Genomic DNA, 20835 nt, shown 5'->3' with positions numbered 1-20835 from the left:
TTTACACAACGAACTAACACTCGTTTCAACGTAAAAGTTTCTAAAGTAAGCTAGTTTCAAAGTCATGGGACAATTGAAAAACAAAGGGGAGAACCAGTGTGAAGAAACGATGGATGCTTTTACTTGCATCGCTTATCACAGCGATTGTACTGGCTGGGTGTAGCGCAGATTCGGCAAGTGAAGAGGAGCCAGAGGGGACAGAAACGGAAACTTCTGACAGCAAAACGTTGACGATTGCCAATGGAACTGACATGGTAACGTTTGATATTCATGATCACAACACCACATCAACTGAAGCCATTCATATTAACATGTTTAACTACTTAATAAAAAGGCAGGAAGATGGTAGCTTCGAACCTGATCTTGCTGAGAGCTGGGAGAACGTCGATGACACAACATGGGCGTTTAAGTTAAAAGAAGGCGTGACGTTCCACAACGGTGAAGAGCTTACGGCTGATGACGTGAAGTTCACGCTAGAGCGTGTTGCTAACGATAATACGCTACTAGAGTACGGGAACTATAACCAAATTGCGGAAGTAAAAGTACTAGATGATCTCAACTTTGAAATTGTGACAAAAAGTCCAGAGCCCGCTCTACTCAATCGCCTGTCTCGTCTAGGTTCCAGTATATTGCCAAAGGATTACATCGAAGAGAACGGATGGGAAACATTCCTAGAGTCTCCGATTGGAACGGGTCCGTACAAATTTGTGGAGTGGATTAAAGATGATCGCGTTGTGCTTGAGGCCAACACAGATTATTTCGGTCAAACACCAAAATGGGAAAAGGTTGTATTTCGCTCCATCCCAGAGGACTCTACACGTGTTTCTGAATTGCTAACAGGTGGGGTCGATATTGCAGCAAATGTACCACCAACAGATTGGGGTCGGATAAACGATAACGAAGGAACGTCTGTCGCGATGTCTCCAACACAACGTGTGATGATGCTCGTCGCACGTACAGGAGAAGGTTCTGTAACCGCAGACCCGAAAGTTCGTGAAGCAATTGATCTTGCCATTAATAAACAGGAAATCCTTGATAGCTTAATGGATGGCTCAGGAACAGTCACGCGCACACGAGTAACACCAGGAAATACAGGTGCTAATGAAGAGCTATATGGCCAACAAGTTTTTGATCCTGAAAGAGCAAAAGAACTTTTAGCCGAAGCAGGCTATGCAGACGGATTGGAATTGACGTTGAGCTCACCACAAGGACGCTATTTAAAAGATAGTGAGTCAGCAGAACTCATTGCGGCTTACCTCGAAGCTGTAGGAATTACTGTGAACTTAGAATTTTTAGAGTGGAGTAGCTTTACAGAAAGGTATGCTTCTAAATCCTTTAATGAACTATTCCTTATTGGGTATGGAAACTCGATGTTTGATGCGGCACTAGCTCTCGAACGCTTACAAAAAGAGCCTGCTGAAGGAGAAACAGACTATGATAACCCGGCAGTTGAAGAACTCTTGCAAGCCGCAGAAAGCAACATGAACGAAGAAGAGCGCGTTCAACAGTATATTGAAGCACAAGCATTAATTGCAGAAGATCGCCCACAAATCTACTTGTACCAACTCGATGCTGCTTACGGTGTCAACGACCGAGTGACTTACGAACCTCGATTAGACGAAATGATTATGGTGGATGACATTACGCTAAACTAAACATTTTATGGAATTGGGGAAGGATCTCTATGACGAGATCCTTTTCCATCTATCTCTAGTAAAAGGAGGGGGGAGTATCCAATGACCTTTATACTGAAAAATGTTGCGCGTACGCTACCTGTACTTGTAATTATAACAATCATCGTTTTCCTGCTCGTTCGCCTAACGGGTGATCCTGTTAGCTTAATGCTGCCAGAGACTGCAACCGATGAACAACGCGCCGAGTTAACGGAAGCACTCGGGCTCAATGATCCGCTATATATTCAGTACTTAACCTTTTTAAGCAACTTGGTACAAGGGGATTTTGGTGAATCTTTTCGTTATAACCAAGACGCGCTTCCCATTGTTTTAGAACGGTTACCGGCAAGCTTTGAATTAGCGATTGCGTCTATGCTGGTGGCGACAGTCATTTCCATTCCACTAGGCATACTATCCGCAATTAAGAGAAACTCGTTTTTAGATGTCTTTATTACTGGTTTTGCTGTGCTTGGAAGAGCGATGCCAAACTTCTGGCTAGGGATTATGCTAATTTTACTTTTAGCTGTACAAATGGGATGGTTCCCTGTTTCTGGTCGAGGGAATGCGATGAATCTTGTTTTGCCAGCAATTACATTAGGAACGGCTATCGCGGCTGAAATGACTCGACTTATTCGGTCTAGTATGCTCGAAATCTTAAATCAAGAATATATTCGAACAGCACGTAGTAAAGGTTTGCTAGAATTCATCGTTATAAACAAACACGGATTCAGAAACGCTCTTATACCGGTAGTAACGATTATGGCACTGCAAACATCGACGCTTATCGGGGGGACGTTGATTACAGAAACCGTCTTTTCATGGCCTGGAATGGGACAGCTTCTCGTCCAAGCTGTAAATGGACGCGATATGGCAGTCGTTCAAGCAGCTACGTTTATCGTTGCTATTCTAGTTATAGTAAGCAATCTATTAGCGGACGCGGCTTATCGCTTCTTAGACCCAAGAATTAAGTACGAGTAAGGGAGGGACAACACGATGCAGACAGACGTTTCTACAAAGGAAACACTTCAACCTATTGGAAAGCCAGTAACATTTGCTAGCACTTTTAAAAAATGGGTGAAGATGCTGGTAAAAAGTAAGACAGGAACACTTGGTTTTGTGATTGTCTTTACTGTGATCGGCGTATCGTTGTTTGCTGATGTTTTAGCACCGTACGATCCAGCGGTGCCGAACCCAGTCGATCGCTTACAACCTCCGTCTTGGATCGAAGGGGGCTCTAGTGAGTATTTACTTGGAACAGATAATTTAGGTAGAGATATTTTAAGTCGTTTAATCGTAGGCTCACAAGTTTCTTTGCTAGTGGGTATAAGTGCGGTTTTATTAGCGGGCGCCATCGGATTATTGCTCGGATTAATTTCTGGGTATTATGGTGGCTGGATTGATCTAGTGATTATGAGGACGGTTGATGCCTTTTTAGCCATCCCGAGCATTTTGTTCATGCTGATTGTTTTGGCTGTGGTAGGACCAAGTTTAAGCACACTTATTTTAGTGCTCGGTGGCACCACTTGGGTGGTGTATGCCCGCATGGTTCGGGGTGAGACGTTAAGTATAAAGGAACGAGATTATGTTCGTTCTGCCAAAGCGGTAGGGGCAAAGGATTCACGGATTATAGGGAAATATATCTTTCCGAACATCATTTCGTCATTCATCGTCATTGCTACATTGAACGTCGCATCTACCATCATATCGGAAGCGTCATTAAGCTTCTTAGGTCTTGGTATTCAATCTCCGGATGTGTCTTGGGGTCTCATGCTGAATGATGGTAGGGAATATGTGGCAACCAGCTGGTGGGTGGCTACCTTTCCCGGGGTTGCAATTACGGTTACTGTGTTAGGCATTATCTTTTTAGGGGATTGGCTTCGTGACGTACTCGATCCACGGATGAATACACGTTAAGAAAGGAGGCAGAAAGGATGACAACCTCTCCACTATTAGAAGTTGATGCTTTAGAAGTGCGTTTTCGATCTGAAGAGGGAATAGTATCTTCAGTGAACGGTGTCAGCTTTGCAATTAAAGAAGGCGAAACGGTCGCAGTCGTTGGAGAATCAGGGTGTGGAAAAAGTGTAACGTCCTTATCGATACTCGGTTTAATTCCAGATAACGGCGAAATTTCGAGCGGAGCCATTCGATTTAATGGATTAGATCTCCTTGGTTTAAAGAAGCGTGACCTCCGAAAGCTAAGAGGAAACGATATTTCAATGATTTTCCAAGAGCCAATGACGTCTTTAAACCCAGTCTTCACGATTGGAAATCAAGTATCTGAAGTATTGAGGCTTCATCAAAAACTGAATAGAAGTCAAGCATTAGAGAAATCGATAGAAATGCTTGAACTTGTCGGGATTCCTGATGCTGAAAAGGTCGTAAAACGGTTTCCTCATCAACTGTCGGGTGGAATGAGACAACGAGTCATGATTGCCATGGCGCTATCTTGTAACCCGAAGCTCCTCATTGCTGACGAACCGACGACGGCTTTGGACGTGACGATCCAAGCACAAATTCTTCAACTTATGAAACGATTAAAAGAAGATTTCCAAACGGGAGTCATGATGATTACCCATGATCTTGGTGTAGTAGCGGAAATCGCAGATCGAGTTGTGGTCATGTACGCAGGGGAAGTAGTCGAGCAAGGAACGGTAGAAGAAGTGTTTCATAAACCACAGCACCCATATACGAGAGGATTGCTCGCCTCCATTCCAAAGGTGGACGCCGTCGTAGATGAGCTTGGTACGATCGCGGGGAGCGTTCCGAGCCCACGAAATTGGCCAACAGGCTGTAAATTCCACCCTCGCTGCCCACTCGCCACAGACGTTTGTCGAGAAAAATCACCGGTTATGGAAGCAACAAGCGAAACTCATGAAAACCGCTGTTGGAACACATAAAGGAGGAAAGTCAGTTGACGCAAATAAAAGACAAACCATTACTTCATGTGTCCCATGTGAAAAAATATTTTCCGATTACGAAAGGATTATTTCAAAAGAAAGTCGGTGAAGTGAAAGCGGTTGATGATATAAGTTTGACCGTTTATGAAGGTGAAACGTTAGGAATCGTCGGTGAATCTGGCTGCGGGAAATCAACAACTGGACAAATGATTCTCGGATTGCTCCCACCAACAGACGGTGATATCCAATTTAATAATCGTAGCTTAAAGGATTTATCGAAAGAAGAGCTACGCAAATTGCGCCGAGACGTTCAAGTTATTTTCCAAGATCCCTTCTCTTCTCTTAATCCGAGGATGACGATTGAAGAGCTTGTGGGAGAACCCCTTCTCGTTCAAGGCGTCATGAAAGGAAAGACTTTGAGGGCAGAAGTGGTTCGTTTACTTGAAGTTGTCGGCTTAGGTGAGCACGTTCTAAAACGATATCCTCACGAGTTTAGCGGAGGACAACGCCAACGAATTGGTATTGCAAGAGCACTGGCGCTACAGCCTAAACTCATCGTGTGTGACGAACCCGTATCAGCACTGGATGTATCCATTCAGGCACAAATCTTGAATCTATTAAAGAAGCTACAAAAAGAGTTTGATTTGACATTAGTCTTTATCGCGCACGGATTACCTGCCGTTCGTCACATTAGTAACCGTGTAGCCGTCATGTATTTAGGGAAAATTGTAGAAGTAGCGGATCGTGATGAGCTATTTGACCGTCCTATGCACCCATACACAGAAGCGCTGCTCTCCGCAGTTCCGAACCCAGATCCGACGCAACGAAAAGAAGTGAAACTGCTCGAAGGCGACTTGCCAAACCCATCTAATCCGCCATCAGGTTGTCGCTTCCATACTCGATGTCCATATGCGACAGCACTTTGTAAGGAAAAAGAACCGGCTATGACTGACCGTGGCAATCAGCATACAGTGGCTTGTCATTACCCGCTGCATTCGTAATAAAATAGTTTTTTACCTCCGATCCTCCAGTGGTGCAGGATCTCTTTTTGTAGACGTGAACAAAACCGCGAGTCATACCCACTATTTCTGCTATACTAATACTGCATACATATAACTAACTAAAGATGGAGGCTAAAGACAAAATGGCTAATGAAGAACGCGTGTTACAACAATTTCTCGAACTAGTACAAATTGATTCAGAAACAGGGGACGAGCGTGCTGTTTGTAACGCTTTGACAAAGCTGTTTACTGATCTTGGTTGTGAGGTAACAGAAGATGATACTACAGGCACGACAGGTCATGGCGCTGGGAACCTCATCATTCAACTAAAAGGAACGAAAGACGCAGTGGATCCGATTTTCTTCACTTCTCACATGGATACGGTCGTTCCAGCTAATGGCGTGAAACCGTCTGTCCAAGATGGTCTGGTTGTCACGGACGGCACGACAATTTTAGGTGCTGATGACAAAGCTGGAATTTCCGCGATGGTGGAGTTAATTCATCAATTGAAAGAACAAAACATTCCACACGGAGACGTTCAATTTGTCATCACAGTAGGAGAAGAATCCGGTCTTGTTGGGGCAAAGGCGTTAGATTCAAAACTAATGAACGCGAAATATGGCTACGCACTTGATAGCGATGGAAAAGTCGGAAACGTCATTATAGCTGCGCCTACACAAGCAAAAGTGAAAGCGATTATATACGGAAAAACAGCTCATGCTGGTGTAGCGCCGGAAAAAGGGGTTAGTGCGATTACGATTGCGGCTAAGGCGGTTTCCAAAATGCCTCTAGGCCGTATTGATGAAGAAACGACAGCGAATATTGGCCGTTTTGAGGGTGGGAAGCAAACGAATATCGTCGTTGATCGTGTAGATATTTTGGCAGAAGCACGCTCACTTGTTCCAGAAAAGATGGAAGCACAAGTTGAGAAAATGAAAGTGGCATTTGAAGAAGCTGCTGCTGAAATGGGTGGACGTGCCGAAGTGATCGTTGACGTCATGTACCCTGGCTTCAAATATTCTGGCGAAGACCATGTCGTGCAAGTGGCACAAAAAGCGGCAGCAACCATTGGCCGTTCAAGTGAATTGCTAAGAAGTGGTGGCGGAAGCGATGCGAATATTTTTGCGGGTATGGGCATTCCAACGGTGAACCTCTCTGTAGGGTATGAGGAAATTCATACGACAAACGAGCGCATGCCGATTGAAGAGCTTGTTGCCCTTTCTGACCTTGTTGTGGAAATCGTAAAAGAAGTTTCGAACGGATTAGGGAGAGAGTAGCATGGAAGAAGCACGCCAAATTATTTTGTTTACAGTCGAAAATGATCCGTATGCTGTACCGGTCGAGGCTTTAATTTCCATTGAAAAGTGGTCAGAGCCTCGTAAAATCCCGAAAGTGCCCACTTATATTCGTGGTACGGCGCACATTCGCGGGGAACTGATGCCCGTCGTTGACGCTCGACAGCTGTTTTGTGACGAACCGATGGAGATGACATCTAATGTACGATTGCTCGTTTTAGAAGGGGCTGATCATCCGATTGCGCTTCTTGTTGAGGAAGCAAAAGAGCTTATCACTGTGAAAACAACCGATATCAAGGATCCGCACGTTAATCAATTTGGTGCAGCCTCGTATTGGCAAGGCATGATTCAGATAGAAGAGGAGCTTGTCATGCTCGTGGATGTGGAAAAGCTATTTGATAGCTTGCACAATTGGGATGAAGTAAAGTCTTTTTTACAAGGGGAAGCTGTCTGAAGTACTTTGACAGAAGGAGGAACTTTCTTTGAGTCGGGTTTTATTTCATATCGATTTGAATAGTTTTTATGCTTCTGTTGAAATGGCACACGATCCTTCGTTACGAGGGAAACCACTTGCGATTGCTGGAAATGCAAAGGAACGGAAAGGCATTGTCGTAACGTGCAGTTATGAGGCGCGCGCTAAAGGAGTTCACGCTCCGATGCCGCTATGGGAAGCGAAACGCAAATGCCCTGAGTTGCTAGTCATGGAACCGAATTTTCCTCGGTACCGTGCCGCATCGCAGGGCTTCTTTCAGTTGCTTCATGAATGGAATGCTTTGATTGAGCCGGTTTCCATTGACGAGGGATACATGGAATGGCTAGATGAGAAGGACAAAAAGAATGCGCGGAACATCGCCTATAATCTGCAGGGTCGAGTGAAGCGGGAGCTGGATTTGCCTTGTAGTATAGGTGTGGCTCCGAATAGATTTTTAGCGAAAATGGCGTCAGATTTTAAGAAACCGATGGGGATTACGGTACTTAGAAAACGAGACGTGCAAAGTGTACTATGGCCTTTGCCAGTTCGGGAAATGCACGGTGTTGGTGAAAAAACCAGCACGGTATTGAACTCCCTTGGTTTTATGACGATTGAGGATTTAGCGAAGGCGGATCGTATGGCCATCCGGACCCGACTCGGAAAAAGAGGCCCCATATTAGTCGATAGAGCAAACGGAATTGACAATCGTCCAGTAGACCCTGAGGCCGCAGAGCAAAGAAAGAGCATCGGCCATTCTACTACACTGCCGAAAGACACGACCGACGTTTCGACGATTGAACAAACTTTGCACATGCTGACCGAAAAAGGTATGCGTAGATTGCAGGAAAAAGGCTACGTTGCGCTCGGTGTCCAAGTGATGATCCGTTACGGAAATCGGGCGACAGTGACGCGTCAAGTCAAACTCGAGCAGCCCACTCAACAAATCTCCACATTGTATAAAGCGGCTCAACAACTTTTCTTTGCAAACTGGAACGATGCTCCGGTTCGTTTGCTCGGTGTCACATGCCACCCGATAGCAGAGAAGGAAGAATCCACAGTACAAATAGATTTGTTTGCAAAAGACGATGACCAGCCCTCAGAAGAAGTGTACACGCTCATTGAATCTATTCGCGATCAGTTTGGTAAGGGGAGTATATCTAGGGGGTTTACGAAGCGGAAGCGGAGAGAATAGCGAGTACGCTTGAAACGTGAGGCTTTAGTTAAATAGAATTTGCTAAAGGCTCAAGGCATCACATTTTCAAGTTAAAAGCATATGAAAATAGGTAGGAGCACTCAATTGAGCACCCTACCTGTTTTTTTATAATGATGGAGTCTTAGTAAACAAAAGCACACGCGCTGGAGATGCATCTGTCCCAAGGAGATTCATCGGTGCAGCGACCATAAAGTAACTTCCCGCGGGAACGTCTTGCAGTCGCAAGCCTTCCATAATAATCGTATCGTGTTGCATTAATGTCCTGTGTGTTGGATGACCTTCTTGTGCCCGTTCTACACCGAGAGAATCAATCCCGACGCCATCAACACCGATTTCTGCCAAATAGCGTGCGCCACTCTCGTGCAGATACACAAATTCAAAGTCAAACTCATCAACCGCCGAGTTACGCGTTTTAAAAAGAAGGAAGTCGTCTTTTTCAATAGATGTCCCACATTGTTCAAGGTCGGTTTGCTCAATCGCTGTTTGCACATTTGTTAAATCAAGCACTTTGACAGGACGAACAAGTCGGTTCATATCGATCGTTTCAATCGTGGCGCCATCGTTGATCATATGAAGGGGCGCGTCAACGTGTGTGCCTGTGTGTACGTCAAGGCTAACGCGCGTCTCCGTCACATGCCCGTTCGTTTTCGTATCAAAGCTCGGTTGCTTTTCTTCTTTGTTTTTATATACCGCCATACCTGTGTAAATTGGCGCCGTTACATCATAAAAAGTTGCCATTTCTCCCATCTCCTCTTTAACAGTCTTTTAGCTCTAGCGATTCAATGTCCCACCAATGAAAACCATCACGCTCTAAAAGCTCGTCTGCTACTACAGGGCCTGGTGTACCCGCTTTGTAATTCGGAAAGCTCTCTTTTTCTGCTTCCCATACAGACGAGATCTTATCAACAAATTGCCAGCTTAACGCCACTTCGTCCCAGTGCGTAAAGTTTGTCGCATCCCCACGCATACAATCGAATAATAGCTTCTCGTACGCTTCGGGTGTATTAATTCCTGTAGGCGCCGTATTGGCAGCGTTTAATTTTACTGGTGTCGTTTCCAAACTTTCGCCAGATTTCTTCGCATTCAAGTGGAGCGTAATGCCTTCATCGGGTTGAATGTGTATGATGAGCAAATTTGGGTTCAACGTTTCACCTTGCTCAGCGTATAAGTTCATTGGAATGTCTTTGAACTGCACGACGATTTTAGTTGACTTCGCTTGCATTCGTTTGCCAGTGCGAATGTAAAATGGAACTCCTGCCCAGCGGAAGTTGTCAATTGTCAACTTCCCAGCGACAAACGTTTCCGTATTGGAATCCGTGTCAACGTGATCTTCGTCTCGGTAGGCAGGTACGGCATTTGCGCGAATTTCTCCGGCATCATATTGTCCACGGACGAAAGAATCGCGAACTTCCTCAGTACGTAATGAACGAAGAGCCCGCAACGCCTTCACCTTTTCGCTACGAATTTCGTCTGTTGTGAGGCGAATCGGCGGTTCCATTGCGAGTAACGACACCATTTGTAAAATGTGATTTTGCACCATATCGCGAATGGCTCCACTTTTCTCGTAATAGCCACCACGTTCCTCCACACCTAACTCTTCGGCAAGCGTAATTTGAATGTTGGAAATGTGACGATTGTTCCAAAGGGGCTCAAACAGTGCGTTAGCAAAGCGGATGACCTCAATGTTTTGCACCATTTCTTTACCTAGGTAGTGATCGATACGGTAAATCTCTTCTTCATTAAATGATTCTCGAATGTGATCATTCAATTCCTTAGCAGAAGGCAAATTATGTCCGAACGGCTTTTCAATCACGAGACGATTAAAGCCATCGCTTGACTTTAGTCCATCTTGCTTTAAGTGCTCTGCGATTGTACCGAAAAATTCTGGCGCCATCGCTAAATAAAAGATGCGGTTGCCACCGATGTGATAACGGTCATCAAGTTCGTCAGTAATTTGCTTGAGCGCCTTGTAAGAAGAACGATCTGCCACATCATGAGAGTGGTACGAAAACCGATCTAAAAATGGCTGTAGAGCTTCAGCATCTTCGCCAATCGAATCCTGTACACGTTGTCTAAATTCTTCCTGAGTAAGGTTGCGACGCGCAACTCCTACACACGCAAAGTTTTTGGAAAGATGCCCTTTTTGGTACAAGTTATATAATGAAGGAAACAGCTTACGGCTCGCAAGGTCTCCAGTTGCCCCGAAAATTGTCAATAGCACAGATGGCGTCTCTTGGTTGCTCATGAGGTGAGCACCTCTCTTTCTATACACTTAATAAGTGGAATATGTACAGTTTAACTCCTTTCACATAGTATCTTTTCTACCTTGCAAACGCAAATAGAACGTCGTGTTGTGTCGGTTGAATGCGGATATCCGTGGTGAGGGAGATATATCCGCGGTCAATTCTAGTTAGCCCAGTGATATTGAATTGCAGCGTAGCTCACGATATGCTAGAGGTAACAAATGAAATGAGGCGGGCTTATGGAAATTGAATTTTTAGGAACAGGAGCAGGCATCCCGTCGAAGCATCGGAACGTGTCTTCACTTGCGCTCAAGTTGCTACAAGAGCGAGGCACTGTCTGGTTGTTTGATTGCGGAGAAGCGACCCAGCACCAAATGCTGCATACAACATTAAAGCCACGCAAAGTCGAAAACATCTTTGTCACCCATTTGCACGGTGATCATGTGTTTGGACTGCCTGGTTTTTTGGGGAGTCGATCGAACCAAGGGGGAGAAGAGGCCTTGACGGTGTTTGCACCATACGGAATGGAGGCATTTCTTCATGCAAGCTTCGATATGGTGGACACCCGGCTCGCCTATCCGTTACATATTCAAGACGTTACAGAAGGACTTGTATTTGAGGACAAACAATTTCGAGTGACAGCGAAACGATTAGAACACGGGGTAGAATGCTACGGCTATCGAATCGAGGAAAAACCAAGCCCCGGTGCGTTTTTGATTGACAAAGCAAGGGCAGCCGGCATCCCTGAAGGCCCGATTTATCGTGAGCTAAAGGAAGGAAAAACCGTCACATTATCAGACGGTCGAACGGTGGAGGGAAGCGACTTCTTGTCTGAAGAGATTCCCGGCCGAATCGTGACCATCTTGGGAGACACGCGTTTTTGCCAGGCAAGCATTGAGTTGGCGAAGGACGCTGACGTACTCGTTCATGAAGCGACGTTTGCTGATGGAGAAGACAAGCGAGCCCACGACTACTACCATTCTACGTGTACACAAGCGGCTACTGTTGCGAAAGAAGCAGGAGCCAAGAAGCTCATATTGAATCATTTGTCCGCACGATACGATGAAGATGGGCGTACGGAGCTGGAGGAGCAAGCACGGCGAGTGTTCCCGGAAACTTATGTGGCGAATGATGGATTTATCGTGGAGGTTTTAAGAGGGAAAGGATCATAATTCAAGGAACTGGTACGACCCGGATTTTGTCGAATGTTACCTATTTGCAAAATTTCTTTCAAAGATTAGACTCCCGAAAATAAAAGCGATCCATTACATACTTCTAAGTGTTTTCCGCCACGTTAATAGCAGGCAGAAGAATGTTTCTGGCTAAACAAAAGGAGTGACCAAAATGAGCAAAAAGAAAAACGCAGACTACTTGACTCAAGCCCCAAAAAAGGAGCAAATCAGTGCAGTTAACGATGCAGAATATTCTAACTTGAAAGATGGTTACGCAGGGGACTCCGTTAATGATCACAAAGCCCTTGAAACGGCAAATCGAGATTTGGCGAGGGAAGAAATTCAGCAACAAAGTGAGAATTTGTAGAAACAAACAATTAAACTTTTCTTAGCAGGCCTTTGGGTACCCCCCTAGGCCTTTTAGACGTTGACACGAAACAGCAGGCAACTTCTCATTTAGTGAAGAATAGGTGTAGGAGGAGAAGCGCAAACGCCAGAGGCAAACGAAAGTAGGGGAGTTTATAAGCTGGTGGCAAAGAGGGGGGGAGACGCACAGTTTATTGGGGAAGTACAGCACATTTGTTGGCGGTTGTCGTTTACTTTGTGAATGTTGCCTTAGGTAGTCACTATATGTTCTTACGTGAAAAACCCGCACAAGATAGTTTGCTAGATGTATGTGGACTGTATCCTTAGTACATTCTTTCGCTAGAAGCCGTTGCACTCGTCCTATTTTTCTTGTTGTACGGGTTTGTGGATCTTGGAAGGCGTCTGTATAGAGAAGAGGGCAAACAAAAACGAGTCGAAGAGAGTGTCTCCTCGACTCGTTTTTGTTTCAAGCACATTAAAAACAAACAGTCCTCAACTAGTAGCGTTAGTTTTGATATAAGAGCGTTAATCCCGGGATAAGAGCGCTAATCCCAGGATAAGAGCGTTAATTCCGGGATAAGAGCGTTAATTCCGGGATAAGAGCGTTAATTCCGGGATAAGAGCGTTAATCCCGGGATAAGAGCGTTAATCCTGAGATAAGAGCGTTAATCCCGGGATAAGAGCGCTAATCCCAGGATAAGAGCGTTAATCCTGAGATAAGAGCGCTAATCCCGGGATAAGAGCGTTAATCCTGAGATAAGAGCGTTAATCCCGGGATAAGAGCGTTAATCCTGAGATAAGAGCGTTAATCCCGGGATAAGAGCGCTAATCCCAGGATAAGAGCGTTAATCCTGAGATAAGAGCGCTACCCCTGAACGAAATCCACCTACCAGCCACGCTCATACTGAACAGGTGGTGTGATCTCCACACCAAGTTGCTTCGCGGCCGTTTTTGCCCAATATGGATCGTCAAGTAGCGCACGGGCGAGGAAAATTAAATCAGCGCGGTCGTTTTGCAAGATTTCCTCCGCTTGATTTCCGGTTGTAATCAAACCGACTGCCCCTGTATCGATGCCCACACCGTGTTTAATCGTTTCGCTGTAACCGACTTGGTAGCCTGGGTAAGCGTGAATACGAGCTGGAGCGATGGCACCACTACTCACGTCGATTAAATCAACGCCTTGCTCTTTCATCCAGCCACAAACCTCAACGTATGCCTCAGGTGTCATTCCTTCAGGCAGATAATCGTTTGCGGAAATGCGAACGAACAGTGGGCCGTCCCAAACCTCTTTAACTGCCTCAATTGTTTCTTCTAAAAAACGGTAGCGAGCTCGTTTGTCTCCCCCGTATTCATCTGTTCTTTTGTTGGAGATTGGAGACAAAAATTCGTTAATCAAATAGCCGTGCGCCCCGTGTAGCTCGATAATGTCAAATCCGGCTTCCTTCGCACGGCGAACACCGTCGCGAAACTCAGCAATCGTTTTCTGAATTTTTTCTGTCGTCATTTCCGTCGGTTTTTTCATTTTATCGTTAAAGGCAATAGCAGTAGGAGCAAAAATTTCCTCATCCACTACAGCTTTTCTACCTGCATGTGCAATTTGTATAGCTGCCTTTGCTCCGTGAGCCTTTATTTGTTTGACGAGCTCTCTGAAACGAGGTACGTGTTCATCAGACCAGATGCCTAAATCTTGAGGAGATATTCTTCCTTCTGGTGCGACGGATGTTGCTTCGACCATCACAAGCCCCACTTGTCCTACTGCACGACTTACATAGTGTGTCATGTGCCAATCTTCCACCATGCCGTCTTTGTTGTGTGAAGAGTACATACACATTGGCGACATGACAATTCGATTTTTTAATGTGACTCCCTTTACTGTGTAAGGGGAAAATAATTTCGTTTCCAACGCAATCGCTCCTTCCAAATTCAACCGTTCTTGTTTAGTATAGACGCTTTCTTGCGTTTGCCGAAACGAACTGCTCATCAGTTTGTTTACGCGAAAATTGTGTGGCGAGTTCTCTTGACCGTTTTGCTGCGGCGTCAATACAATGAAGAAAAGCATCTTGAACATCATGCGATTGCAGTGTTTTAACGCCAGCCTCTGTCGTACCACCTGGACTCGTGATGGCTACCCGTAATGCTTCAGGCGTTTCTTGTCGTTGCGTTAGCATCTCACATGTCCCGCGCAACATATACGTAACAAACATTTGCGCGGCGTCAGCATCAAACCCGTGGTTTTCTGCTGCCTTTTGCAGGGATTCAGCAACGTAATACATATACGCCGGCCCGCTACCGAACAGAGCAGTGAGGCTGTGCATCTCTTCTTCCGTTTTCGCCTCTATGATTTCCCCGATGGCTTGAAACCATGAGTGAACTTCGTTGTAAACCTCCGAAGAAACATTTTCTGAAGCGAACAAACTTGTGATAGATAAGCCGACGTGACTAGACGTGTTCGGCATTGCACGGATGACGCCTATATCTGACCGAAAATAGGAAACAATCGTCGCCGTTTCCACACCTGCAACAACCGAAAGCAGCACGGTGCCATCTTGAATGTATGAAGACAGCGCCTGGCAAGCTTCACCTATATCCTTTGGTTTCATGGCGAGTAAGACGACGTCAGCACCGTCTAACGTCTTTGGCAATGAGGAACTAGTACAGACACCGTATACTTGTGAAAAACGTTCTAGCTTAGCTTTATCTTGTTTATTCGTGACAACGATTTTTTCTTTGGCCAAAACACCGGTCGATACCATCCCACTAATCATCGCTTCTGCCATCGAACCAGCGCCGATACAAGCTAATTTCATTTTCCATTCCTCCTTGGGCCTCGCGCGTGTGGGTCAGAAAGGCGTTCGCTCACAGGACGTGAGTGGCTCGGCGTTGCGCCATGGACGGCGTGGTTTTAGCCGAGGTTCATTACTACGACGTCGCGAATTTAGCCTTTCCTCCGTTATTTACAAAACAAAAAAACCCTTCCGTCTTCTAAAGGACGAAAGGGTTTGATTCCGTGGTACCACCTTTGTTTGCACATGAAAACAGTGCACACTCATTGGAGCGTAACGTGCCCATACGTGTAGGGTTTTCTACAAGCTCTGAAGATAGGGTTCAACAAGGGAGCGGGATGCAAAGCCTTTCAGCCGGTGGGCTCTGCTCTCTAGTATCCATCACAAAGTTTACTGGTCTTCGTCAACGCACATTTGAAGTTTTGTTTATTATGGAGAGTGTGAGCTTGTTTTGTCAAGGGGCATGACAAAACAATTTGTGGAAGGTACAATGAATAGGTATTCATTTTTTCAAGAGGGGGCTCACATGTGGAAGAGCTTATTCAACTAACCATACCGACACCGTTTCAAGTAGGGGACGTTCATGTATACTTGCTAAAATCTACATCGACGACAACACTGATTGATGTTGGCCCGAATACCGACGAGGCATGGGATTCATTACATACACAATTACACGCATTCGGAATGAACATAGAAGACATTGATCAAATCGTACTAACGCATCATCACCCAGATCATGTTGGGCTATTGGATCGCTTTCCTGAGCTACCAGTTTTTGGGCTAGAGGGAATTCAGCGCTGGCTCGTTCGAACAGATGACTTTTACACGCACTATCAAGAGGCACTTTCTGCCTGGGGGAGGCAATTTGGGGTGCCGGTTTCTCTCGATGCGGGCCGTGCACTAGCAGACATGATGAAGTACTCTTGCAACAGAGAGTGTACGAACTTATTACAAGAAGGAGACGTGTTACCGGGGCATCTGGGCTGGGAGGTAGTCACGACTCCCGGACACGCGAGTAATCAGCTAGCCCTTTTTCATTTGGAATCAGGAAGGCTGATCGCTGGAGATGCTTTGCTAGCACATATTTCACCAAACCCAATATTAGAGCCGGTGGAAGACGGCTCTACGACAAGACCCAAACCGATTCTAGAACATATGAATACAATGCACAAGTTACTGTCGTTACCACTTTCGACCGTATATCCAGGGCACGGTGAGATCATTGAGAAGCCGATCGAACTCATCGAAAAGCGGCTAAACGAGCAACAAAAAAGAGAAGAACACGTCTTGACACATATCGCTACCAGTGAGCACACGGTGTTTTCTTTAGGAGTCGCGCTGTTTCCCCATGCATACAAAACGCAACTTCCACTCGTGCTCAGTGAGACGGTGGGGCAATTGGACTGCCTAGAAACAAAGGGAAGGGTTAGCGTAAGAGAGCATGAGGGTGTATTCTACTATAAAGCAGTTGAAGAGAGGACGAATGCACAGTGAAAATAAACGAAAAACTTCATGGGAAGCTCGTAGCGATTACAGGAGCTTCTAGCGGGATTGGAGCAGCGGTCGCCGAACGCTGTGCAGCGAGTGGGGCGAGTGTCGTATTACTTGCTCGCTCTGAGGACAAGCTTCAAGAACTAGTTGAACATATTCAAAAGGAAGTCGAAGCAAAAGGAACCATTACAGCGTTTGCCCTTGACGTACAAAATCGTAATCAAGTTGAGAGCGTGTTTACACGGATCGCACGTGAACTCAGCCCCGTTGATGTTCTCGTAAACAACGCAGGATACGGAGTGTTTGATGAATTCGTTCATGCCGACTTGGAGGACGCGGACGGGATGTTCCAAACGAATGTACTCGGTTTAATGTCTTGTACAAAGCAAGTCGTGCCCGCCATGCGTCATAAAGGCGCGGGCCACATTATTAATGTAGCCTCACAGGCTGGGAAACTAGCAACACCGAAATCTAGTGTGTACTCAGCTTCCAAGCATGCGGTGCTCGGATTTACAAATAGCTTGCGCATGGAAATGGCGCGTGATGGCATTTATGTGACGAGCGTCAATCCAGGACCTGTTGCGACAAACTTCTTTTCGATTGCAGACGAGTCGGGGACATATTTGCAAAATATTAAGCAGTTTATGCTGTCAACCGAGGTGGTTGCGGACGCGATCGTACAATGTATGTTCACGAGAAAAAGGGAGATCAATTTGCCTAGGTGGATGAACATGGGTAGCATTTTGTATGCATTGTCGCCTTCTCTCGTTGAATTTTTAGGGAAGCGGGCATTTTTCAGTAAGTAATGTAGGGAGTGTGACGGGGATGACCCGTCATACTCTTTCTTTTTCTTCGACCATTTTTAACAAGATCTCCAACATAAGTCGCTTGCTAGGTTCCATAAAGTCTCCCCCGAGAATATCTTCTAACCTTTCTAGACGGTGGTAAACATTTGGCTCAATTTGTTCGCGTTTGGAGGATTAGAGGCTGCGTTTATTTGGCCAGTAGTTTTAGGTCTGTACTGGAAAACGGGGAACAAGTACGGAGCGCTTGCCTCTATGATTCTAGGTGTCGGTAGTTATATAGTGATCTCTACCTACTTCCCAGAAGCTTTCGGTATGCACTCTGTCGTGTTACCGGTTCTCAAGTGTTTATTGTCCAGGTGTTGACGATGGAAATGAGGAAAAGGTAGCACATTATGTGGCCGACTACTTACGATCGCTGTCAATAGACGTTTATGTTGAAGAAGTGGCGCCAGGAAGACCGAATGTCATAGGATTTGTAGATTCTGGGAAACCAGGAAAAACGCTACTGTTTGAAGGGCATACAGACGTTGTGACAGAAGGCGATCGGGAAGCTTGGACATACGATCCTTTCGGTGCTGAAATCGTAGGTGGTCGTATGTACAGAAGAGGCACGAATGATACGAAAGGGAATCTCTCCTGCCTTACGGAAGAGGTGGAGAGAAGAGGTTGTACACCTCGTCCTCCACCACTTCGTACAGCGCTTCTCCTGTTTTTGTGCGGTCAGCAATGTTAGCGACCAACTCTTCGTATTCTTGCTTCGTGAGGTCTTCCATCGTTAAGCCGTACCTATCTAACGCCTGTACAAGGCACTTGTTTATCCAAGTTCTCTCCATACTTCAACCTCCAGAAAAAAATTCTTTTATTCACCATGTTGTCCCTGTTCAGATATTCACAAAATATAATTTTCGAATTTGTTTTACTTTTCGTGAGTATAACAAAAGTGATTTCAAAAGATAAATAGAGAATAATAGAGATTGAGAGAGAATATGTAGTGTTGTTCCCGCTTACATTGGAATTTGCCAAATTGAATCTCTGTGATATGCTTCACGAGTTGATAACGGACCTGACTTCAATGAGAGTTTGAAGTCGAAAAAATAAAACGATAAAGAGGTGGAGTATGAACTTTTCTTTACAACAATTGAAGAAGGAGTGGTTTGGTAACATTCGCGGTGATGTGCTTGCTGGAATTGTCGTTGCGTTAGCATTGATCCCTGAAGCAATTGCCTTTTCGATCATCGCTGGAGTAGATCCGATGGTTGGTTTGTATGCGTCCTTTAGTATTGCTGTCGTAATCGCCTTTATGGGTGGTCGACCAGCTATGATTTCTGGTGCAACAGGGGCCATGGCATTACTCATGGTAACTCTTGTGAAAGACTACGGAGTTGAGTATTTATTTGCTGCGACGATTTTGACGGGAGTCATTCAGATCGTGTTTGGGGTGCTTAAAGTAGGTCGGTTTATGAAATTCATTCCACGTTCGGTGATGGTTGGATTTGTAAACGCACTTGCTATTTTGATTTTTATGGCTCAAGTCCCTCACTTCTTCGGAATATCGACGATGACGTATGTATTCGTGGGTGCAACGTTAGCTATTATATATTTATTACCGCGTTTTACAACGGCCGTACCTGCACCTTTAGTAGCGATTGTAGCGATGACAGCCCTTGCTATTTTTGGTGGGTTTGAACTACGCACAGTAGGAGATCTTGGAACGATTACGCAATCATTACCATCATTTTTGATTCCAGAAGTACCATTTAACTTCGAAACCCTTGCCATTATTTTCCCTACGTCATTAGCTTTGGCGATTGTTGGACTTCTCGAATCTCTATTAACGGCATCGATTGTTGACGATATGACGGATACAGGAAGTGATAAAAACAAAGAAAGTCGTGGACAAGGGATTGCGAATGTCGTAACCGGATTCTTCGGTGGAATGGCTGGATGCGCGATGATTGGTCAGTCAGTCATCAACGCGAAGTCTGGTGCTAGAGGAAGACTGTCCACATTAGTTGCGGGAGTTTTCCTGATGTTTCTCATTATGGTTCTGGGTGGAGTAGTAGTTCAAGTTCCTATGGCTGCTCTCGTGGGTGTAATGATCATGGTATCAATCGGTACATTTGATTGGTCTTCATTACGAAATATGACAAAAGTGCCCGTTACCGATACGCTCGTTATGCTTGTTACGGTCACGACTGTAGTGTGGACACACGATTTATCAAAAGGTGTTTTTGCAGGAATCTTACTAAGCGCGATTTTCTTCGTAGCCAAGATCTCAAAGGTTCACGTGACATCGAATCTAGTAGGCGAAAAGCGTGTTTACAAGGTTCAAGGTCAAATCTTTTTCGCGTCGGTTACGGATCTAATAGAAGACTTTAACTTTAAAGAAGAAAATGTTCGTCAGGTAGAAATTGATTTTTCAAACGCCCATGTGTGGGACGACTCAGCAGTAGGCGCTATTGATAAGATAGTTTTCAAGTTTAGACAAAATCATATTGATGTATCACTAATTGGCCTAAATGATTCTAGCTCAACGTTGGTCAAACGAGTTGCGATCCACGATAAGCCAGGCGCAAAGCTCTCTAGTGGACATTAAAGTACAGGAGCACGTTGTGATGTTTGCAACGTGCTTTTCTTGAAAATAGGAGGATTTGTACATGTTTAAGAGAATACTATTAGCATCAGATGGTTCCAAGCACGCGTTACGAGCTGCTGAAACAGCAATGGGATTAGCTAAATATACTGAAGACGCAAGCATTGAAATTGTGTACGTCATTGACTCCCAAACATCAAAATTTTGACAATGCTCTCTGTTACAACAGGGGGCTAATTTTAAGATTAAACTGTAAGCGCTTTATTTATGGGGATGTAGAGGGGAAAATCACTATGCGTAAGGAGTGAATCCTATGTTTAAAAACATTTTATTGGCGTCTGATGGCTCTGAACATTCCATTCGTGCAGCAACAAGAGCAATTGAGTTAGCTAAGCTACATCCTGAGGCGAAGGTTACTGTCATTTATGTTGTAGATGGCTCTACGTCTAAGCAGGATGTGTTGCGTCATTGGGACTCAGCAAGTATTGGTGACAAACGAAAAAAACAGATGTTCCCGATAGAAGAATTAGCAGAAAAGTCAAATGTCCCCTATGAATTAAAGTTTTTGCATGGCGAACCAGGACCAACGATTGTGCAGTATGCAGAACAAAATCCTACAGACGTCATTGTAATTGGAAGTCGAGGACTGAACAAATTTCAAGAGATGGTGTTAGGTAGCGTGTCTCATAAGGTTGCGAAACGCGCCACCTGTCCGGTTATGATTGTGAAATAGTAGTGTCGTGCATTGTTTTTTAGGTAAACTGATTAAAATACTTAGGAAATAGCTATCCATTCCTTGTTAGAAGGTGGAACGCTATTTCCTTTTC

21 protein-coding genes and 2 pseudogenes are annotated in these 20835 nt (G+C 45.0%); 18 read left to right on the top strand and 5 right to left on the bottom strand.

Annotation, left to right across the window (positions count from 1 at the left end):
- Positions 1-98 precede the first annotated feature (98 nt).
- The 8 genes from HHK01_RS09590 to HHK01_RS09555 all read left to right on the top strand — a co-directional run bounded on the left by HHK01_RS09590 (position 99) and on the right by HHK01_RS09555 (position 8530).
- The gene (locus HHK01_RS09590; protein ID WP_322619364.1) at positions 99-1655 is read left to right on the top strand and encodes an ABC transporter substrate-binding protein; all 1557 of its coding nucleotides are present in this window, start codon (positions 99-101) and stop codon (positions 1653-1655) included.
- Positions 1656-1736: 81 nt separating this feature from the next.
- On the top strand, positions 1737-2651 hold the full coding sequence (locus HHK01_RS09585) for an ABC transporter permease (protein ID WP_170007582.1): 915 nt from the start codon (positions 1737-1739) through the stop codon (positions 2649-2651).
- A gap of 15 nt (positions 2652-2666) precedes the next feature.
- Entirely contained in the window at positions 2667-3587 is a 921-nt protein-coding gene (locus tag HHK01_RS09580) for an ABC transporter permease (RefSeq protein ID WP_170007581.1), read from the top strand.
- A 17-nt stretch (positions 3588-3604) separates the two neighbouring features.
- Positions 3605-4570 (top strand): ABC transporter ATP-binding protein, encoded by a 966-nt coding sequence (locus HHK01_RS09575; RefSeq protein WP_170007580.1) that lies wholly within the window; start codon positions 3605-3607, stop codon positions 4568-4570.
- A 14-nt stretch (positions 4571-4584) separates the two neighbouring features.
- Positions 4585-5571 carry an ABC transporter ATP-binding protein gene (locus HHK01_RS09570; RefSeq protein WP_170007579.1) on the top strand — a complete coding sequence of 329 codons (987 nt, stop codon included), beginning with the start codon at positions 4585-4587 and terminating at the stop codon, positions 5569-5571.
- Positions 5572-5714: 143 nt separating this feature from the next.
- The gene (locus HHK01_RS09565) at positions 5715-6848 is read left to right on the top strand and encodes a M20/M25/M40 family metallo-hydrolase (RefSeq protein ID WP_170007578.1); all 1134 of its coding nucleotides are present in this window, start codon (positions 5715-5717) and stop codon (positions 6846-6848) included.
- Position 6849: 1 nt separating this feature from the next.
- On the top strand, positions 6850-7320 hold the full coding sequence (locus HHK01_RS09560) for a chemotaxis protein CheW (protein WP_170007577.1): 471 nt from the start codon (positions 6850-6852) through the stop codon (positions 7318-7320).
- 28 nt (positions 7321-7348) lie between these two features.
- Positions 7349-8530 (top strand): DNA polymerase IV, encoded by a 1182-nt coding sequence (locus HHK01_RS09555; protein WP_170007576.1) that lies wholly within the window; start codon positions 7349-7351, stop codon positions 8528-8530.
- A 126-nt stretch (positions 8531-8656) separates the two neighbouring features.
- On the opposite strand, the gene HHK01_RS09550 is transcribed toward HHK01_RS09555, so the two are convergent.
- Together HHK01_RS09550 and zwf are read right to left on the bottom strand one after the other, a co-directional pair.
- Positions 8657-9289, bottom strand: a complete 633-nt coding sequence (locus HHK01_RS09550; protein WP_170007575.1) for a cyclase family protein — start codon at positions 9287-9289, stop codon at positions 8657-8659.
- A gap of 16 nt (positions 9290-9305) precedes the next feature.
- Positions 9306-10796: a glucose-6-phosphate dehydrogenase gene (gene zwf, locus HHK01_RS09545; protein ID WP_170007574.1), complete on the bottom strand. Its 1491-nt coding sequence runs from the start codon at positions 10794-10796 to the stop codon at positions 9306-9308.
- A gap of 237 nt (positions 10797-11033) precedes the next feature.
- Here zwf and rnz point away from each other — a divergent pair, with 237 nt between their 5' ends.
- From rnz to HHK01_RS16010, 3 genes are all read left to right on the top strand, one after another.
- Positions 11034-11966, top strand: coding sequence for a ribonuclease Z (gene rnz, locus HHK01_RS09540; RefSeq protein WP_170007573.1), 933 nt, complete (start codon positions 11034-11036; stop codon positions 11964-11966).
- 172 nt (positions 11967-12138) lie between these two features.
- Positions 12139-12333, top strand: coding sequence for a hypothetical protein (locus HHK01_RS09535; protein ID WP_170005848.1), 195 nt, complete (start codon positions 12139-12141; stop codon positions 12331-12333).
- A 212-nt stretch (positions 12334-12545) separates the two neighbouring features.
- Positions 12546-12659, top strand: coding sequence for a TMEM164 family acyltransferase (locus tag HHK01_RS16010; RefSeq protein ID WP_456061954.1), 114 nt, complete (start codon positions 12546-12548; stop codon positions 12657-12659).
- Between the two features lie 559 nt (positions 12660-13218).
- On the opposite strand, the gene namA is transcribed toward HHK01_RS16010, so the two are convergent.
- A complete protein-coding gene (gene namA, locus HHK01_RS09530; RefSeq protein ID WP_170007572.1) occupies positions 13219-14235 on the bottom strand; it encodes an NADPH dehydrogenase NamA in 1017 nt (338 codons plus the stop codon).
- 34 nt (positions 14236-14269) lie between these two features.
- Complete coding sequence (gene proC / locus HHK01_RS09525; protein WP_170007571.1) at positions 14270-15139, bottom strand: pyrroline-5-carboxylate reductase; 870 nt, start codon at positions 15137-15139, stop codon at positions 14270-14272.
- A 504-nt stretch (positions 15140-15643) separates the two neighbouring features.
- On the opposite strand from proC, the gene HHK01_RS09520 reads away from it, so the two are divergent.
- The 4 genes and pseudogenes from HHK01_RS09520 to HHK01_RS09505 form a co-directional block, all read left to right on the top strand.
- Positions 15644-16612, top strand: coding sequence for an MBL fold metallo-hydrolase (locus HHK01_RS09520; protein WP_170007570.1), 969 nt, complete (start codon positions 15644-15646; stop codon positions 16610-16612).
- Positions 16613-16614: 2 nt separating this feature from the next.
- On the top strand, positions 16615-17415 hold the full coding sequence (locus HHK01_RS09515; RefSeq protein WP_170008740.1) for an SDR family NAD(P)-dependent oxidoreductase: 801 nt from the start codon (positions 16615-16617) through the stop codon (positions 17413-17415).
- 144 nt (positions 17416-17559) lie between these two features.
- Positions 17560-17778: pseudogene (locus tag HHK01_RS09510) on the top strand (sodium:solute symporter family transporter); the annotation flags it as partial.
- Positions 17735-18070 (top strand): annotated as a pseudogene (locus HHK01_RS09505) (M20/M25/M40 family metallo-hydrolase); the annotation flags it as partial. The pseudogenes HHK01_RS09510 and HHK01_RS09505, both read left to right, overlap by 44 nt.
- On the opposite strand, the gene HHK01_RS15940 reads toward HHK01_RS09505, so the two are convergent.
- Positions 18057-18188: a YqzH family protein gene (locus tag HHK01_RS15940; RefSeq protein ID WP_407646956.1), complete on the bottom strand. Its 132-nt coding sequence runs from the start codon at positions 18186-18188 to the stop codon at positions 18057-18059. The pseudogene HHK01_RS09505 and the gene HHK01_RS15940 sit on opposite strands and share 14 nt — an antisense overlap.
- Positions 18189-18532: 344 nt before the next feature.
- Between HHK01_RS15940 and HHK01_RS09495 the strand changes: the two genes are divergently transcribed.
- The 3 genes from HHK01_RS09495 to HHK01_RS09485 all read left to right on the top strand — a co-directional run bounded on the left by HHK01_RS09495 (position 18533) and on the right by HHK01_RS09485 (position 20741).
- On the top strand, positions 18533-20011 hold the full coding sequence (locus tag HHK01_RS09495) for a SulP family inorganic anion transporter (RefSeq protein ID WP_170007567.1): 1479 nt from the start codon (positions 18533-18535) through the stop codon (positions 20009-20011).
- A 61-nt stretch (positions 20012-20072) separates the two neighbouring features.
- Positions 20073-20216 carry a universal stress protein gene (locus HHK01_RS09490; RefSeq protein WP_170007566.1) on the top strand — a complete coding sequence of 48 codons (144 nt, stop codon included), beginning with the start codon at positions 20073-20075 and terminating at the stop codon, positions 20214-20216.
- 105 nt (positions 20217-20321) lie between these two features.
- Positions 20322-20741 (top strand): universal stress protein, encoded by a 420-nt coding sequence (locus HHK01_RS09485; protein WP_170007565.1) that lies wholly within the window; start codon positions 20322-20324, stop codon positions 20739-20741.
- Positions 20742-20835 lie beyond the last annotated feature (94 nt).

The organism is Bacillus fonticola (assembly GCF_012955605.1).
GTDB classification, from domain to species: Bacteria; Bacillota; Bacilli; order Bacillales; family JC228; genus Bacillus_CG; species Bacillus_CG fonticola.
This window is presented reverse-complemented; position numbering and strand designations above follow the sequence as displayed.

Bases quoted from the DNA above. Each gene is read 5' to 3' on its own strand.
- HHK01_RS09490 (WP_170007566.1), top strand. From the start codon at position 20,073: ATGTTTAAGAGAATACTATTAGCATCAGATGGTTCCAAGCACGCGTTA.
- HHK01_RS09485 (WP_170007565.1), top strand. From the start codon at position 20,322: ATGTTTAAAAACATTTTATTGGCGTCTGATGGCTCTGAACATTCCATT.
- HHK01_RS09565 (WP_170007578.1), top strand. From the start codon at position 5,715: ATGGCTAATGAAGAACGCGTGTTACAACAATTTCTCGAACTAGTACAA.
- HHK01_RS09495 (WP_170007567.1), top strand. From the start codon at position 18,533: ATGAACTTTTCTTTACAACAATTGAAGAAGGAGTGGTTTGGTAACATT.
- rnz (WP_170007573.1), top strand. From the start codon at position 11,034: ATGGAAATTGAATTTTTAGGAACAGGAGCAGGCATCCCGTCGAAGCAT.
- zwf (WP_170007574.1), bottom strand. From the start codon at position 10,796: ATGAGCAACCAAGAGACGCCATCTGTGCTATTGACAATTTTCGGGGCA.
- HHK01_RS09580 (WP_170007581.1), top strand. From the start codon at position 2,667: ATGCAGACAGACGTTTCTACAAAGGAAACACTTCAACCTATTGGAAAG.
- HHK01_RS09550 (WP_170007575.1), bottom strand. From the start codon at position 9,289: ATGGCAACTTTTTATGATGTAACGGCGCCAATTTACACAGGTATGGCG.
- HHK01_RS09560 (WP_170007577.1), top strand. From the start codon at position 6,850: ATGGAAGAAGCACGCCAAATTATTTTGTTTACAGTCGAAAATGATCCG.
- HHK01_RS15940 (WP_407646956.1), bottom strand. From the start codon at position 18,188: ATGGAAGACCTCACGAAGCAAGAATACGAAGAGTTGGTCGCTAACATT.
- proC (WP_170007571.1), bottom strand. From the start codon at position 15,139: ATGAAATTAGCTTGTATCGGCGCTGGTTCGATGGCAGAAGCGATGATT.
- HHK01_RS09575 (WP_170007580.1), top strand. From the start codon at position 3,605: ATGACAACCTCTCCACTATTAGAAGTTGATGCTTTAGAAGTGCGTTTT.
- HHK01_RS09585 (WP_170007582.1), top strand. From the start codon at position 1,737: ATGACCTTTATACTGAAAAATGTTGCGCGTACGCTACCTGTACTTGTA.
- HHK01_RS09535 (WP_170005848.1), top strand. From the start codon at position 12,139: ATGAGCAAAAAGAAAAACGCAGACTACTTGACTCAAGCCCCAAAAAAG.